At 64.7% G+C, this 14,978-nt stretch carries 12 protein-coding genes; 3 read left to right on the plus strand and 9 right to left on the minus strand.

Annotated elements, in window-relative coordinates; all coding sequences use genetic code 11:
• Positions 1 to 64: 64 nt before the first annotated feature.
• The 3 genes from A3M1_RS0114785 to A3M1_RS0114795 all read left to right on the plus strand — a co-directional run bounded on the left by A3M1_RS0114785 (position 65) and on the right by A3M1_RS0114795 (position 3,164).
• On the plus strand, positions 65 to 826 hold the full coding sequence (locus A3M1_RS0114785; protein ID WP_018389761.1) for a transporter substrate-binding domain-containing protein: 762 nt from the start codon (positions 65 to 67) through the stop codon (positions 824 to 826).
• Between the two features lie 91 nt (positions 827 to 917).
• Positions 918 to 2,576, plus strand: a complete 1,659-nt coding sequence (locus A3M1_RS0114790) for a lysine--tRNA ligase (protein WP_018389762.1) — start codon at positions 918 to 920, stop codon at positions 2,574 to 2,576.
• A gap of 24 nt (positions 2,577 to 2,600) precedes the next feature.
• Entirely contained in the window at positions 2,601 to 3,164 is a 564-nt protein-coding gene (locus tag A3M1_RS0114795) for a hypothetical protein (protein ID WP_018389763.1), read from the plus strand.
• Here A3M1_RS0114795 and A3M1_RS0114800 read toward each other — a convergent pair.
• From A3M1_RS0114800 to A3M1_RS0114840, 9 genes are all read right to left on the minus strand, one after another.
• A complete protein-coding gene (locus tag A3M1_RS0114800; protein WP_018389764.1) occupies positions 3,153 to 4,844 on the minus strand; it encodes a thiamine pyrophosphate-binding protein in 1,692 nt (563 codons plus the stop codon). The genes A3M1_RS0114795 and A3M1_RS0114800 overlap by 12 nt on opposite strands.
• Positions 4,845 to 4,932: 88 nt before the next feature.
• The gene (locus A3M1_RS0114805) at positions 4,933 to 5,415 is read right to left on the minus strand and encodes a DUF6644 family protein (protein WP_018389765.1); all 483 of its coding nucleotides are present in this window, start codon (positions 5,413 to 5,415) and stop codon (positions 4,933 to 4,935) included.
• Between the two features lie 6 nt (positions 5,416 to 5,421).
• Entirely contained in the window at positions 5,422 to 5,826 is a 405-nt protein-coding gene (locus A3M1_RS25105; RefSeq protein WP_026221329.1) for a DUF6152 family protein, read from the minus strand.
• 132 nt (positions 5,827 to 5,958) lie between these two features.
• A complete protein-coding gene (gene gyrB / locus A3M1_RS0114815; protein ID WP_018389767.1) occupies positions 5,959 to 8,397 on the minus strand; it encodes a DNA topoisomerase (ATP-hydrolyzing) subunit B in 2,439 nt (812 codons plus the stop codon).
• A 202-nt stretch (positions 8,398 to 8,599) separates the two neighbouring features.
• Positions 8,600 to 9,778: a DNA replication/repair protein RecF gene (gene recF, locus A3M1_RS0114820; RefSeq protein WP_018389768.1), complete on the minus strand. Its 1,179-nt coding sequence runs from the start codon at positions 9,776 to 9,778 to the stop codon at positions 8,600 to 8,602.
• Positions 9,775 to 10,890, minus strand: a complete 1,116-nt coding sequence (gene dnaN / locus A3M1_RS0114825; RefSeq protein WP_018389769.1) for a DNA polymerase III subunit beta — start codon at positions 10,888 to 10,890, stop codon at positions 9,775 to 9,777. The genes recF and dnaN overlap by 4 nt, the downstream gene beginning before the upstream one ends.
• A gap of 225 nt (positions 10,891 to 11,115) precedes the next feature.
• Positions 11,116 to 12,612, minus strand: coding sequence for a chromosomal replication initiator protein DnaA (gene dnaA / locus A3M1_RS0114830; RefSeq protein WP_085930254.1), 1,497 nt, complete (start codon positions 12,610 to 12,612; stop codon positions 11,116 to 11,118).
• 1,150 nt (positions 12,613 to 13,762) lie between these two features.
• A complete protein-coding gene (gene rpsT / locus A3M1_RS0114835) occupies positions 13,763 to 14,029 on the minus strand; it encodes a 30S ribosomal protein S20 (RefSeq protein WP_018389771.1) in 267 nt (88 codons plus the stop codon).
• Positions 14,030 to 14,201: 172 nt separating this feature from the next.
• Positions 14,202 to 14,975, minus strand: coding sequence for an enoyl-CoA hydratase (locus tag A3M1_RS0114840; RefSeq protein ID WP_018389772.1), 774 nt, complete (start codon positions 14,973 to 14,975; stop codon positions 14,202 to 14,204).
• Positions 14,976 to 14,978: the final 3 nt, after the last annotated feature.

Below are 14,978 nucleotides of genomic sequence, written 5' to 3' on the forward strand. Positions count from 1 at the left end.
TTCGGCATGGGCTCAAACGGCAGCTGTGCCGGCACCATCATCGACCAGCAGTGCCGGGACGGTGATGGTCCCCGGCTTCTGGGACCCCAAGCGGCGGCCGGAGCGGCCGGACGTGACGCGCCTGCCGGTTCAGATCCGCTTCGTCGCCACCGAGGACTACCCGCCCTTCAGTTTCCGAGGTGAAGACGGTCGGCCGACCGGATTCAATGTGGATGTGGCCCGGTCCATCTGCACGGAACTCGCCATTCGTTGCACATTGGAAATCCTGCCCTTCGACCAATTGGTCGAGGCGCTGGAGAGCGGCAAGGCCGATGCCGCAATTGCTGGCATCGCCATCTCCGCTGCGAGCCGAGAGCGCACGGATTTCTCCGATCGCTATTTCCGCTCGCCCGCTCGGTTCGTCGGTCGAAAGGGCGATCCGGCGCTGAAGGTCACGCCGGACGCGCTGGCCTCGAAATCGGTCGGCGTGGTCGCCGACACCGCGCATGAGGCGTATCTGCGCGATTTCTTCAACGAGATTGCCATCCGGCACTTTCCCGATGCAGAAGCGGCACGGGCCGCCCTCCAGAAGGGCGATGTCGACCTTATCTTTGGCGATGGCGTTCAGCTCGCACTATGGCTCAATGGCACGGCCTCGGCCGGGTGCTGTGTCTTCGTCGGCGGTCCCTTCACCGAGAGCCTCTATTTCGGCGAGGGCATGGGCATTGCGGTCAAGCGCGGCAATGATGCGCTGCGCCAGTCGCTCAACTACGCGCTCGCCCAGCTCTGGGAGGAGGGGGTCTATACCGACCTCTATCTGCGCTGGTTTCCGATCAGCGTTTATTGACGCGGGCCCCCGCACTACCTAGAGCATTCCCCCCGGAGGCGGCGCAGCCGCCTTTGACGTTTCAGTGCAGCCAAGCCCAGGAGGGCAGATCATGACGGCGACCGCTCCGGTCGAGGATTTTGCAGTCGAACTGCGCACCCTGGCGGAATCCGCCGGCGCCTGGCCGTTCGAGGAAGCCCGCAAGATCGTCGAGCGTCTCAAGCGGAAACCGAAAGACGAGGTCCTCTTCGAGACGGGCTACGGTCCCTCGGGCCTTCCCCATATCGGCACGTTCGGCGAGGTGGCGCGCACGACCATGGTGCGCCATGCCTTCCATGTTCTCACCGACGGCAAGATCCCGACACGGCTGCTGTGCTTCTCCGACGACATGGACGGCATGCGCAAGATTCCGGAAAACGTGCCGGATCCGGCGGCGCTGAAGCCTTACCTGCAAATGCCGCTCACCAAGGTGCCCAATCCTTTCGGCGGTGGATTTGCCAGCTTCGGCGACCACAATAATGCGATGCTGCGGCGCTTCCTCGACACGTTCGGCTTCGACTACGAGTTCGCCAGCGCGACTGACTATTATTTTTCCGGCAAGCTCGACGCGGTGCTGCTGAAGGCGGCGGAGAAATACGACGCCATCATGGAAGTGATGCTGCCCACGCTGGGCGAGGAACGGCAGGCGACCTATTCGCCCTTCCTGCCGATCTCGCCGGTCTCAGGCCGTGTGCTCTATGTCCCGCTCAAGGGCGTGGATGCCAAGGCCGGCACCGTGACCTTTACGGATGAGGACGGTGTCGACAAGACCGTTCCCGTCACCGGCGGCCATGTGAAGCTGCAGTGGAAGCCGGATTTCGGCGCCCGCTGGGCGGCGCTCGACGTCGATTTCGAGATGTTCGGCAAGGACCACCAGACCAACGCGCCGATCTATGACCGGATCAGCGAAATCCTCGGTGGAACGGCGCCCGAGCATTTCGTCTATGAGCTGTTCCTCGATGAGAACGGTCAGAAGATCTCGAAGTCCAAGGGCAACGGCCTGACCATCGACGAGTGGCTGACCTATGCCAGCCCGGAGAGCCTGGCGCTCTACATGTTCCAGTCGCCGCGCTCGGCCAAGAAGCTGCATTTTGATGTCATCCCGAAGGCGGTGGACGAGTATTTCGGATTCCTGGCGCGCTACCCTACGCAGGACTGGAAGAACCGGCTCGGCAATCCGGTGTGGCACATCCATTCCGGAAACCCGCCGGTAGAGGAACTTCCGCTGGGCTTCGGCCTGATGTTGAAGCTCGCCTCGGCCTCCAACGCCGAGGACAAGGCCGTGCTGTGGCGCTTCATTGAGCGCTACGCACCGGGCACCTCGCCGCAGACGCACCCCACCGTCGACCAGCTTGCCGGCTATGCGGTGCGCTACTTCATCGATCGGGTGAAGCCGCGCCGCAGCTACCGGCTGCCGGACGAAGTGGAGGCGCAGGCGCTGGCGCGTCTCGACGCAGCGCTTGCCCCCCTCGACGGCACGGACCGCGACGCGATCCAGAACGCCGTGCTCGATGTCGGCCGCGCCGAGCCCCGCTACCAGGACCACAAGCGCAAGAGCCCGAGCGGCGGGCCGGGCGTGACCTTCGCCTGGTTCAGCGCACTCTATGAACTGCTGCTCGGCGAAAAAGAAGGCCCGCGCTTCGGCGGCTTCGTCGCTGCCTATGGCATCCCTGAGACCCGTGCTTTGATTGCCCGGGCGTTGGCTGGCGAACTGGCCCAGGGCGCAGTCTGACGACGAGGCGGGGGAGTGGGCGACATGCCGAAGAGGCGCAAGGGACAGATCGACCTCCGGGTCGATGACCCGCAGCAACTGCTCGACATGCTCGACCCATTTCCCTTTCGCGAGCGCGGCCTGGACGGGGAGGTGGACGAATATGTGCGCGAGCACGCCCTCGACGTGCCGCGCGATGTCGCACTGGCCATCACCATCCACCTGCCCGCCAAAGAAGCGGAGGGTTCCCTCGCGCAGAGTCTGCCGGCGGTTTTCCGGCAGCATTTCGAGCATCAGGCGGAACAGCGCAGCCACGAATTGACGGGGCTGTTCGCGCAGGGGCGCAAGGCGTTGGTCATCGGCCTGATCGTGCTCGGCCTTTGCCTTCTCATCGGTCAGTCGCTGGTCAACTTCTTCCCCGATTCACGCCTCGCCGGCGTTGTTATGGAAGGCCTCATCATTCTCGGCTGGGTGGCGAACTGGCGGCCGATGGAAATATTCCTGTTCGACTGGTGGCCGCTGGTGCAGGAACGACGGCTCGCCCGGCGCCTAGCCCAGGCTCCGGTCCGTGTGGTGGCTCAGAAACCGCACGAACCGTTAGTGGCCTGACCGTTCTGCCAGCGACTTAGCTCGCAACGCGGTGAGGGATGTGGTCGGCGTGATCGCCTCGGGGTCGAGCTTTACGTGCACGATAGCGGGCAGGCCCGAGGCAAAGGCTGCATCAAGCGCCGGCACGAAGGCCTCATCGGTCTCCACCGTCACGCCGAAGCCGCCAAAGGCGCGGGCATAGGCGGCAAAATCCGGGTTCCTCAGCGTGGTGCCGAACACGCGGGTGGGATATTCGCGCTCCTGATGCATGCGGATGGTGCCGTACATGCCGTTGTCGACCACGACGGCAACGATGGGCGCCCCATATTGAACAGCCGTGGCGAATTCCTGCCCCGTCATCAGGAAGTCGCCATCGCCGCACACGGCCACCACGGGTGTGTCGGGCTGTGAAATCTTGGCCGCGACTGCCGCCGGCAGGCCGTAGCCCATCGAGCCGGAGGTCGGCGCCAACTGCGTCCCATAGGCGCGAAAACGATGGAAACGGTGCACCCAGATGGCGAAATTGCCGGCGCCGTTGCAGATGATGGTCTCCTTGGGCAGGGCGCGGAGATAGCGCACCAGGCTCGCCATCTGCACCGCGCCGGGATTGGCCGGCGGCTCGTCGGTCCAGGCGAGATAATCCGCCCGCGCCTGCGCCCGCCAGTCACCCCAAGGCAACTCATTGGGAGGCTGCACGCCCTCCAGCGCCGCGGCGAAAGCACCGGAGGAGGCGTTGATGGCCAGCGTGGGCTGATAGACCCGCCCCAGTTCTTCCGGATCGGCATGGACATGCACAAGTGGCACTCCGGGATCAGGAATCCCGAACAGGCTGTAGCCCTGCGAGGGTACCTCACCGAAGCGCCCGCCGGCGAGGATCACGAGGTCGGCCGCCTTCAGCCGTGCGAGCAGCTTTGGGTTGGCGGAAAAGCCGATATCGCCCGCGAAGCAGGCGTGATCGGCTGGGAACAGCATCTGCCGCCGGAAGCTCACCGCCACCGGCAGGTCGAACCGCTCGGCGAAGCGCTCAACCGAGGCGATTGCCCGCTCATTCCACCGAGCGCCGCCGAGGATCATCACGGGCCGTTTGGCGGCCCAGAGCAGGCGCTGGAGGCGCATCATGTCGGACAGGCCGGGCCAGGTTTCGGCCGGTTCCACGGCGGGGGCGTCCGGCACGGCCGCCATTTCGCTCAGCACATCTTCGGGCAGGGCGATGACAACCGGCCCCGGCCGGCCCTGCATGGCAACCCGGAAGGCGCGGGAAACGATCTCGGGTATGCGGGCCGCCTCGTCGATTTCCACCGCCCATTTGGCGAGCGGCCCGAACACGGCGCGATAGTCCACCTCCTGGAAAGCCTCGCGCCCGCGCATGGCGCGCGAGATCTGCCCGACGAACAGGATCATCGGCGTGGAATCTTGTTGCGCGATGTGGATTCCCGCGCTCGCATTGGTCGCGCCCGGCCCGCGGGTCACGAAGCAGATGCCCGGCCGCCCGGTGAACTTGCCGCAGGCCTCCGCCATCATCGCCGCGCCGCTCTCCTGTCGGCAGATGACGAAGTCAACATTACTGTCGGACAGCGCGTCCAGCACGTCGAGATAGCTCTCGCCCGGCACCCCAAAAGCGCGGGAGATCCCATTGGCCAGAAGGGCATCGACAAGAAGTCGGGCGCCGGTGCGCGGGGCGGGGGAGGGAAGGGAGGTCATGATCTTGAACTCGGGCGCGACAGGAGGCCGTCAGTCTAAAGCTGGCCGTGAGCGAAGGCGAGTGGGCTGGCCCGTTCATCCCCGGCACTCAGGCAAAGCCGATCCACCGTCCTGCGACGAGAATCGCCAGCCAAAGGAAGGCGGACGCAGCCGCCGAGGCACGCACCCCACCCGTTGATGGTTCGCCGGCCAGAGCACGACAATAGGCCGGATTGGCGTGCTGGATCCCGACATTCGCCAGCGCCGCCGCCAGCAAGGCCAGCTTGACGAGGAAAGCGGGGTTCTCCGCATATTCGACCGGCCGCACCGTGAACAGCCATAGGCCGGTCAGCACCGCGATCCCGACACCGATCGCAGCTACGCGCGTATGCAGCGGGGCGATGACCGCCAGCGGCACCTGCCGCAGACCGCAGAGCAGCCGCAGATCCAGCACGAGGATGGATCCGAGCAACAACGCCAAACCCAGGATGTGAACGGCGTTCACCAGCAGATAGGCGATCCAAGACGCCCGCAGCCAATGGGCGCCGGGCCAGCCACCAAGCGCGGCGAGAAGGCTCGAAAGTTCCTCCATGGCCGTTCAGTTGCCGCCGATCCGCTCCGGATACATATCGTAATTCTTGCCGGCGATGGTGATGCGTACCGCCTTCATGTGAGCCTTGGCTTCGTCGCGGTTGCGATTGCCGAGCACAGTGATGGCATCGCCCGGTTTGGTTGTGGCGCCGGTGAAACCGGAATTGGCGGTCTGGCGGGGATTGCCGAGATCGACCTGCCAAAGCGTGCCATCCTGCGCTGTCACCTGCAGAGAAGGATGCGGCGGTGCCATGGAGATGGTCTTGATTGTCCCTTCCAGGGTCATCTGCTCGCTCGCCGCCCAGCTCCAGCCGTGATGGGAGAGAGCGGGAGCGGACACGGCAAGAAGGGCGGCAAAGCCACCCACAAGGCCCGCACCTGCTAGCGCACGACGGCTGGTTCGGTGATGCATAAAACGCATTGAAGCGGCTCCTGTCGTTACGGAAGTCGCTTCAAACTATGGTGCGCTCGTGCGCAGGGGCGAGTGGCTGCTCGTTCACTTCCGCGCCAGCGCTGTCAAGCGCCGGCGCATATCCATCGAACATCACACGTCGACGCTGGCGCGCAGGGCGTTGTCTTGGATGAACTCGCGGCGGGGTTCGACCACATCGCCCATCAGGCGGTTGAACAGGTCGTCGGCATCCGCGACCTCCTTCACCTTCACCTGCAGCAGCGAGCGGGCATCGACATCAAGCGTCGTTTCCCAAAGCTGTTCGGCGTTCATTTCGCCGAGGCCCTTGTAGCGCTGGAGCGCGATGCCCTTGCGACCCGCATCGGTGACGGCATCGAACAGGTCCATCGGGCCGAAAACCTGAGTTTCCACGCCCTTGCGGCGCAGGATGGAAAGATCGGCGTGGACCTCCTGAAGGTCGGCAGCGAGGCTGTCAAGCCGGCGCGCCTCAGCGGAGCCCACGAAGGTAGCATCCAGAGCCGCGACTTCCTTCACGCCGCGCACGGTGCGGGTGAAGCGGAAGCCGGCACCGTCTCCTTCGCCGACCCAGCCGCGCTCGGTGTCATCGGCGATGAGATCGAGGCGACGGGCGACGACGTTGGCGATGTCTGCGGTCCTCTCTTCCTCGATCAGGAGCCCTGGCGAGAGAGCGCCGGCGATCGCCGCCTGTTCAACCACGGCGCGGTTATAGCGCGGGTGTAGCCCGTTCATCACATGGCGGAAGGAGCGGGCGCTCTCCAGCACGTGGTGAAGATCGGCGCCGCCGCGCACTTCGCCTGTCTTGAGCAGCAGCGACGCCTCGTCGAGGCCCTGAGTAATCAGGTAGTCCTCCAAGGAGCGCTCGTCCTTCAGGTACTGCTCCGATTTGCCGCGCGTAACCTTATAGAGTGGCGGCTGGGCAATGTAGATGTGGCCGCGCTCCAGAAGTTCCGGCATCTGGCGAAAGAAGAAAGTCAGAAGAAGGGTGCGGATGTGGGAACCGTCCACGTCGGCGTCCGTCATGATGATGATCTTGTGGTAGCGCAGCTTGCCAACATTAAAGTCATCGCGACCGATGCCGGTGCCCAGTGCCGTGATCAGCGTGCCGATCTGCTCCGAGGAGAGCATCTTGTCGAAGCGGGCACGCTCGACGTTCAGGATCTTGCCGCGCAGCGGCAGGATCGCCTGGAAGGCGCGGTTGCGGCCCATCTTGGCGGAGCCGCCGGCCGAATCGCCCTCGACGATGAACAGTTCGGACTTTGCGGGGTCGCGCTCCTGACAGTCGGCGAGCTTGCCGGGAAGCGAGGCGACATCCAGCGGGTTCTTGCGGCGGGTGAGTTCGCGCGCCTTGCGCGCCGCTTCGCGCGCGGCGGCCGCCTCGACCACCTTCGTTACCAGAGCCTTGCTTTCCCCGGGGTGTTCCTCCAGCCAGCTGCCGAGCGCATCATTGACCAGCGCCTCGACCACCGGGCGAACCTCGGAGGAAACCAGCTTGTCCTTGGTCTGGGAGGAGAATTTCGGATCGGGCACCTTCACCGAAAGAACAGCGGTCAGCCCCTCGCGGCAATCCTCGCCGGTCGGGTCGACTTTCTCCTTCTTGGCGATACCCGAGCGCTCGGAATAGCCGATGATCTGCCGGGTCAACGCCGCAGCAAAGCCAGTGAAGTGGGTGCCACGGTCGCGCTGTGGGATGTTGTTGGTGAAGCACAGTACGTTCTCATGATAGCTGTCGTTCCACGAAAGCGCGCATTCTACAAGGATGCCATCGCGCTCGGCGCGGATGACGATCGGCTTCGGCAGCAGCGCCTGCTTGGAGCGGTCGAGATACTGCACGAAGGCGTCGACGCCGCCCTCATACATCATCTCCTCGCGCTTGATCTCGGGATGGCGCGCATCAGTCAACACGATACGCACGCCCGAATTCAGGAAAGCGAGTTCGCGCAGACGGTGCTCCAGCGTCGCATAGTCGAATTCGATATGGGTGAAGGTGTTCGGGCTCGGCACGAAGGTGACCATGGTGCCGCGCTTGCCTGCGGGGGCCGGGCCCTTCACGGCCAACGGCGCCTCGGCGTCGCCATGGCGGAAGCGCATATGGTGCTCCTGCCCGTTGCGCCAGATGGTCAGGTCGAGCGTGGTCGACAGCGCGTTCACCACCGAGACGCCCACGCCGTGCAGGCCGCCCGAGACCTTGTAGGAGTTCTGGTTGAACTTACCGCCCGCGTGCAACTGGGTCATGATGACCTCGGCCGCCGAGACACCCTCTTCGTCGTGGATGTCGGTGGGAATGCCGCGACCATTATCGGTCACAGTTACCGAGCCTTCGGCATTGAGCGTCACCGTCACCTCGTCGGCATAGCCGGCGAGCGCTTCGTCGATGGCGTTGTCGACGACCTCATAGACCATGTGGTGCAGGCCGGAGCCATCATCCGTGTCGCCGATATACATGCCCGGGCGCTTGCGCACGGCATCGAGGCCGCGAAGCACCTGGATCGACTGCGCGCCATAGTCATCCCCGTTCGGCGTGGGGGTCGGTGCGTTGTCGGGTTCGGACATGGATGAAGCTCTTCGATTCGTTTGACGTGACGGAGGTTTATACCGCAATCGCGCGGTTATTTCGTGGCTGCGGGCGCCCTCGTGAAGACCATCATCCTGCTGGCGGTGGTCGCAAGGCGAGACGCCGTTTTGCGCGTGCCTGCGCAGGCACGTATGACGATCGCAATATAGGAGTTTTTCCTTTTATTTTCAAGGATTCAGCCTAGTCTGAGCCAACGCGCTCAACATGCCCAGGTGTCACCGCGAAGCGCGCGGCTCGTTCCGGAAGCCCCGCGAAGGCGGAGGGGTCCGCGCCCGTCATCCACACCTGACCGCCAAGCGCCTCCAGCGCCGCGAACAGGGCGATGCGACGCGCGGGGTCGAGATAGGCGACGACGTCGTCGAGCAGCATCACCGGCGCAATGCCGGTCATTTCAGTGACCAGCCTTGCATGGGCGAGAGCGAGGCCGATCAGCAGCGCCTTCTGCTCACCGGTGGAACCCTGTCCTGCGGGAATCGACTTCGGGCCATGGCCGACGAGGAGGTCGGTCAGATGCGGTCCCTCAAGCGTGCGTCCCGCCGCTCGGTCGCGCGGGCGTGCGGTGCGAAGCGCGAGCCGGTATTGGTCCTCGACGAGGGTGGCTGGCTCACGTGCCAGTGCGCGCTCCACCTCGCCCTCAAGTGCGACCGTCGCCCAGGGAAACGGTGCGGCGTCATCACCGCCCTCGTCCCGGCCCTGCACGATGCCGGCGGCAAGACGGCGCACCGTTTCCATCCGCGCGGCGGCAACGGCTATGGCGAGCGCGGCGAGTTCCTGCTCGACGGCATCGAGATAGCGCGGATCGGTGGAACTGTCTTCCAGCAGCCGGTTGCGCGCCCGCAGTGCCCGCTCCAGCGCATTGACCCGTGCCCCGTGCTCGGCATCGACTGCCAATACCAGCCGATCGAGAAAGCGCCGGCGTTCGGAAGGGGGCCCGAGGAACAGCCCATCCATGTCGGGCGTCAACCACACGACGCGCACATGCGCGGCGAAGGCTGCCGCCGAGCCTACCGGCTCACCATCAATGCGGCAGCGCCGCGCGCGCGCCTCACTATCTGTCTCAACCCCCGTGCCGAGTGTGACGTCGCCATAGGCGCCCTCGACCAAGGCGGCGACGGCCCATCCCGTTGCCGGCGCGCCCTTCGGGTCTCGGGCGGCAAACTGGTCGAGGCTCGCCCGCCTGAGCCCGCGGCCAGGGGCAAGCAGGGAAATCGCTTCAAGCAGATTGGTTTTGCCGGCGCCGTTCGGGCCGAGCAGTACGATCGGGCCCTCGCCCGCCCGAATCTCCGCCTGATGGTAGCTGCGAAAATCGGTCAGCCGCAGGCGAACGATGCGTACCGTGACCGTCGCGAGCAAGCTCACACGCGCATCGGCATCAGCACATAAAGCGCGCCGCGCTTTTCCGGGTCCTGCACGAGAGTGGGAGAGCCCGGATCGGCGAGCTTCAGCTCGGCGGTGCTGCCTTCGATCTGCGAGGTGATGTCGAGGAGGTAGCGGCTGTTGAAGCCGATATCGATCGGCTCGGCCGCGTATTCAACTTCGATCTCCTCGGTAGCGCTGCCCGAATCCGGATTGGTGACGGAGAGGGTCAGCTTGCCATCGGCAATAGAGAGCTTCACTGCCCGCCCGCGCTCGCTCGCCACGGTGGAGACGCGATCGACAGCGGAGGCAAAGTCCGCCTTGTCTACAATCAGGGTCTTGTCATTGCCGACCGGGATAACGCGGCCATAATCGGGGAAGGTGCCGTCGATCAGCTTGGAGGTCAGCACCACGCGATCGAGTGACACGCGGATCTTGGCGGCGGAGAGTTCTACCGTCACCTCGGCGTCAGCATTCTCGGCCAGGCGCTGGATTTCGGCGACCGCCTTGCGCGGCACGATGACGCCCGGCATGCCAATGGCACCGGCGGGGGCCGTGGTCTGCGCCTGTGCGAGGCGATGGCCGTCGGTGGCAACAGCGCGAAGCACTGGCCCGCCGGCATCGGCGACATGAAGATAGATGCCATTGAGATAGTAGCGCGTCTCTTCGGTCGAGATGGCAAACTGCGTCTTGTCGACCAGCCGCTTCAGCTCGCCGGCCGGCAGGGTGAAGCTGTGCGTCATCTCACCGGCGGCGAGGTCGGGAAATTCGTTCTCCGGCAGGGTCTGCAGCGCGAAACGGGAGCGGCCGGCCCGCACCGTGAGCGTGCCGCGATCGCCGGATGTCTCGATCAGTACCTGTGCGCCCTCGGGCAGCTTGCGCACAATGTCGTAGATCGTGTGAGCGGGCACCGTGGTGGCGCCTTCCTGCTGCACTTCGGCGGCGATCGTCTCGACGATTTCGATGTCGAGATCGGTGGCGCGCAAGGCGAGGCCGCGCGGATCGCTTCGCATCAGCACGTTGGCGAGGATCGGAATGGTGTTGCGCCGCTCGACGACACGATGAACGTGGGCCAGAGACTTGAGCAACTCGGCCCGCTCGACAGTGACCTTCATGGCCGCGACACCCGTGGCTTTACGAAAAAGGGAAGGCGCACGAGGCACGGGCGGCCGGAAGACACCCGACCACGCGCCCCGGGCAGCGGCGCGGCTGCGCCGCCGGGGGCGACGACATTGCCGCCACTGGCCTATCAAAGCAAGCGGCGTACCCTTTGGATGGGGATGAATGATGGGGAAATCTGCGGGGATAGCGGGAAGAGCGCCGTCAGGCGGCACTTGCCGCTATTCTTCGTTGACCAGCCGCTTCAGCGTCTCCACCTCGTCGGCCAGCACGCGATCCGTGCCAACAAGGCCGTCGATCTTGCGCACGGCGTGCAGCACCGTCGTATGATCGCGCCCGCCGAAGCGCCGGCCGATTTCCGGCAGTGAACGCAAGGTCAGCATCTTGGCGAGATACATCGCGACCTGGCGCGGCTTCACCACATTGGCGGTGCGGCGCTGAGAGAGGATGTCGGCCCGGCTGACATTATAGTGCTTGGCAACGACGCGCAGGATGTCATCCACCCGCACGCGCTTGGGCTCGCTGGAGCGCACCAGGTCGCGCACGGCCGTCTCGGCCATCTCAAGCGTGATGGCGCGCGAGGTGAGTTGGTTATGCGCCAGCAGGCGGTTCAGCGCGCCATCCAGGTCGCGGCCGTTCTGGCCACAATTGCGAGCGATGAAGTTCAGCACGTCCGGCGGTACGCCGAAGCCGGGGTGCTGGTGCGACAATGTGGCGATGCGGGCGGCAAGGATTTCGAGCTTCAATTCGTCATCCAGGGGCGCGATTTCGACCACGAGCCCGCCGGCGAGCCGTGAGCGAACCCGCTCCTCCAGCGCGTCGAGTTCGGCCGGCGGACGATCGGCGGCGATGACCACCTGGCGGCCGGAATCCATCAGGGCATTGAGCGTGTGGCAGAATTCCTGCTGGACGCTCTTGCCCTGCAAAAACTGCAGGTCGTCGATGACAAGCGTGTCGATGCCGCGCAGCTGTTCCTTGAACGCCAGCGACGACTGGCTCTTCAGCGCGGCGACGAAGCCATACATGAAGCGCTCAGCGGTGAGATAGACGACGCGGCGGCCATGATCGGCGCCATCGGCGGCGATGGCCTGGAGCAGGTGCGTCTTGCCGAGGCCGACGGCCGCGTGGAGATAGAGAGGGTTGAAGACCGGACCGCTGCCGGAAGGTGCGTGAGCGACCTTCAGCGCCGCCGCGTGGGCGAGGCGGTTGGAATCGCCCAGGCGATAGGTCGAGAAATTGAGGCGGGCGTCCAGCGGCGACCCATTGGCCACTTCCGCCGGGTTTGCCATTGCGATCGAGACTGGCGTCGCGGCGTCGGCCTCAACAGGGGCAGGCGCTCGCGTCACCACGGCGCGGACCGGCATCGGCGCGGCGCCCGGCGCCCGCATCACAGCCGTGCGGACGATCAGTTCGACACGGTCGGCGGAACCCTCTTCCTGCCAGAGTGCCACCAGTCGCTCTATATAGTGCTGCTGAATCCATGTCTTGAGGAAGCGGGTGGGGACCGACAGTCGCACGAATCCGTCATGGATTCCGTCCAGTTCGATGCGCGGGAACCAGCTCGAATACACCTCTTCCCCGACCTCGGCGCGCAGACGACGGCGCACGCGATCCCACGCTTCTCGTGCGTCCGTGTCTAGCCCTGCCCGCGCACCAGCGCGTGCCGCCACGCCGGGAAACTGGGCTTTGCCAGAGGGTTCGATGCCATCTTTGAACATATCGGCTCCGCGCTTTTTTGCGGTTGTTGGGACACACGAGAGCCATGCCTCCACGCCGGATCGCGGGGGCGACCGAGCGGGCGGCAGGCTCATCAGTGTGAATGAAGTGGACGACGGCGCCTCGCGGCCGTCAGTCAATCGGCGGGGGATGTCATTAGACGACCCGCATCAGCGCCTCAATAGGTGAATGCGCCAACATATGAGCCCCACGCGAAACGCAGACCAATTGAGGGTTTCGTATCTCTTCGTCGCAGACGCCATCCACCGTCGGAACGGTGTGGCACCCTGGGCACGCACCCTCACGTGCGCTCATTCGCGTGGTCATGGAAGCCCCTTCACGGCAAGGTCATTGCCGCCCTCAAAAGTTTAGATTGTTATGATTCAACTTAAAATTGGCAACACTACGCACTACGCTGACAAGGTCTTCTCTGGGAGAAGAGATGTCGTTTGACGCCAGGCGACAGCAAATCTTGTGGGGGTAGGGTCATGAATACAGCACACGCCACCCTCCTCACATTGCAATGAGCCGTTCCAAACTCAACTTTTCGCTGAGGTGTCCGGCCGGACCGGATGAAGACAACATACACAGCCCCCCCCTGCGGTGCAACGTCATAGGCGTCGCAGCTGTGGCATCCCGGTGCCGCAGGTCGCTGATTCGGTCGCACAAAAAAGAGCCATCAGTCGGCAAATCTCTGAGTCACTTGCAAGATTCATCGGGGCGAATTGGCGGGTCTTTCCGCAGCTAATTTTGCACCGTGGAGGGGAGGGTGGGGCTGGGAGAGGGTGATTCGAGGAGTGTTGTCGTGCGTGGGTCGTAAGTTCATAGTACTAAAGGGAAAAATCTGCGCGGTGGCCGCGCGTTCCGGGGGCAAATTCGCGAATTTCCTCCTGCTTGGGGGCGCCGGCAGAGTCAAGGAGCATCGCCTGTTTCCGTCCGGTCATTTGAGTCGCGAGGTGTCTCTGTGACACTTATGCAACGACGGTCGTGAGCGGCTACGGGTCGGCGATATCGGCGAGCCAACGGTGGCAGGCCCGGCCTCGTGCCGGCCTCTTCGCAAATGCGAAAAGCCCGGCACGAGGCCGGGCTTGACGTCATTCTTGATTGTGGTGTTCAGGCGCGCCTGCGAGGCGCGCCCTTAAGGTTGTCTATTCAGGCGCTAAGCTTGGCCAGGCGCTGTGCCAGACGCGAAACCTTGCGCGAGGCGGTGTTCTTGGGCAGCACGCCCTTCTGGGCGGCGCGCATTATCTCCGGCTCGGCGCTCTTGAACGCCGCACCCGCCGCGTCCTTGTCGCCGGAGGCAAGAGCCTCCTCGACCTTGCGCACAAAGGTGCGCATCCGCGAACGGCGGTTCTTGTTGACCTCGGTCCGGCGCTCAATCTTGCGAGCCGCCTTTTTGGCGGAGGGCGTATTGGCCATCGGCCATCCTCTTCATCTTCGCAAGGACGCCACGTGCCGCGCCTTGCCGAAATGTCGGTTGCAAATGATTAGGCAGAGCTAGCCCGAAGGAGCTCCACGTGAGTGGCGGGCTTATAGTCGGGGGGCGCCGCCGCGTCAATATGCAAGGCGCGGGCGGTCGCCACGGCAATGGTTAATTGTTGGTAAAAGAGGCGCCGCGCTTGGCGGCGAAGGCGGCCATTCCTTCTTTTTGATCGGCTGTTGCGAACAAAGTTTGGAAGAGGCGGCGTTCGAATCGGATTCCTTCGGCCAGTGTGGACTCGAAGGCGCGGTTCACGCTCTCCTTGGCCATCATCACCGAGGGCAGCGACAGGTCGGCGATGGTGTCGGCGACCTTCATCGCCTCGTCCTTCAGCGAGGCCAGCGGCACCACCCGCGAGACCAGTCCGTAGCGGTCGGCTTCCTCGGCGGTGAGGGTGCGGCCGGTGAGGATCATCTCCATCGCCTTGGCCTTGCCCACCGCTCGGGTGAGCCTCTGCGAGCCGCCGGCGCCCGGAATGATTCCGAGCTGGATCTCCGGCTGGCCGAAGCGGGCATTGTCGGCGGCGAGGATGATGTCGCACATCATCGCGATCTCGCAGCCGCCGCCGAGCGCGTAGCCGGCGACCGCGGCGACCACCGGCTTGCGGCAGCGCGAGAGCCGCTCCCAGGAGGTGATGAAGTCGTCGACATAGGTCGAGGGAAAGCTAAGTCCTTGCATTTCCTTGATATCGGCGCCGGCGGCGAAGGCCCGCTCGGAGCCGGTGAGGACGATGCAGCCGATGTTCGAATCGCGCTCGAAGCCGTCCAGCGCCTGGCCGAGCTCGTCGATCAGCGCGGCGTTCAGGGCGTTCAGGGCCTTGGGGCGGTTGAGGGTGATGACCCCGACGCGCCGTTGAGTTTCGACGAGGATGGTCTCGTAGGACATGGG

It is taken from the genome of Ancylobacter sp. FA202 (assembly GCF_000380205.1).
GTDB lineage: Bacteria > Pseudomonadota > Alphaproteobacteria > Rhizobiales > Xanthobacteraceae > Ancylobacter.

Excerpts from the sequence above, each read along its gene's own strand:
- gyrB (WP_018389767.1), bottom strand. The coding sequence starts at position 8,397 with ATGTCCGAACCCGACAACGCACCGACCCCCACGCCGAACGGGGATGAC.
- A3M1_RS0114785 (WP_018389761.1), top strand. The coding sequence starts at position 65 with ATGGTCCCCGGCTTCTGGGACCCCAAGCGGCGGCCGGAGCGGCCGGAC.
- A3M1_RS25105 (WP_026221329.1), bottom strand. The coding sequence starts at position 5,826 with ATGCATCACCGAACCAGCCGTCGTGCGCTAGCAGGTGCGGGCCTTGTG.
- A3M1_RS0114805 (WP_018389765.1), bottom strand. The coding sequence starts at position 5,415 with ATGGAGGAACTTTCGAGCCTTCTCGCCGCGCTTGGTGGCTGGCCCGGC.
- A3M1_RS0114800 (WP_018389764.1), bottom strand. The coding sequence starts at position 4,844 with ATGACCTCCCTTCCCTCCCCCGCCCCGCGCACCGGCGCCCGACTTCTT.
- rpsT (WP_018389771.1), bottom strand. The coding sequence starts at position 14,029 with ATGGCCAATACGCCCTCCGCCAAAAAGGCGGCTCGCAAGATTGAGCGC.
- dnaA (WP_085930254.1), bottom strand. The coding sequence starts at position 12,612 with ATGTTCAAAGATGGCATCGAACCCTCTGGCAAAGCCCAGTTTCCCGGC.
- dnaN (WP_018389769.1), bottom strand. The coding sequence starts at position 10,890 with ATGAAGGTCACTGTCGAGCGGGCCGAGTTGCTCAAGTCTCTGGCCCAC.
- A3M1_RS0114840 (WP_018389772.1), bottom strand. The coding sequence starts at position 14,975 with ATGTCCTACGAGACCATCCTCGTCGAAACTCAACGGCGCGTCGGGGTC.
- A3M1_RS0114795 (WP_018389763.1), top strand. The coding sequence starts at position 2,601 with ATGCCGAAGAGGCGCAAGGGACAGATCGACCTCCGGGTCGATGACCCG.
- A3M1_RS0114790 (WP_018389762.1), top strand. The coding sequence starts at position 918 with ATGACGGCGACCGCTCCGGTCGAGGATTTTGCAGTCGAACTGCGCACC.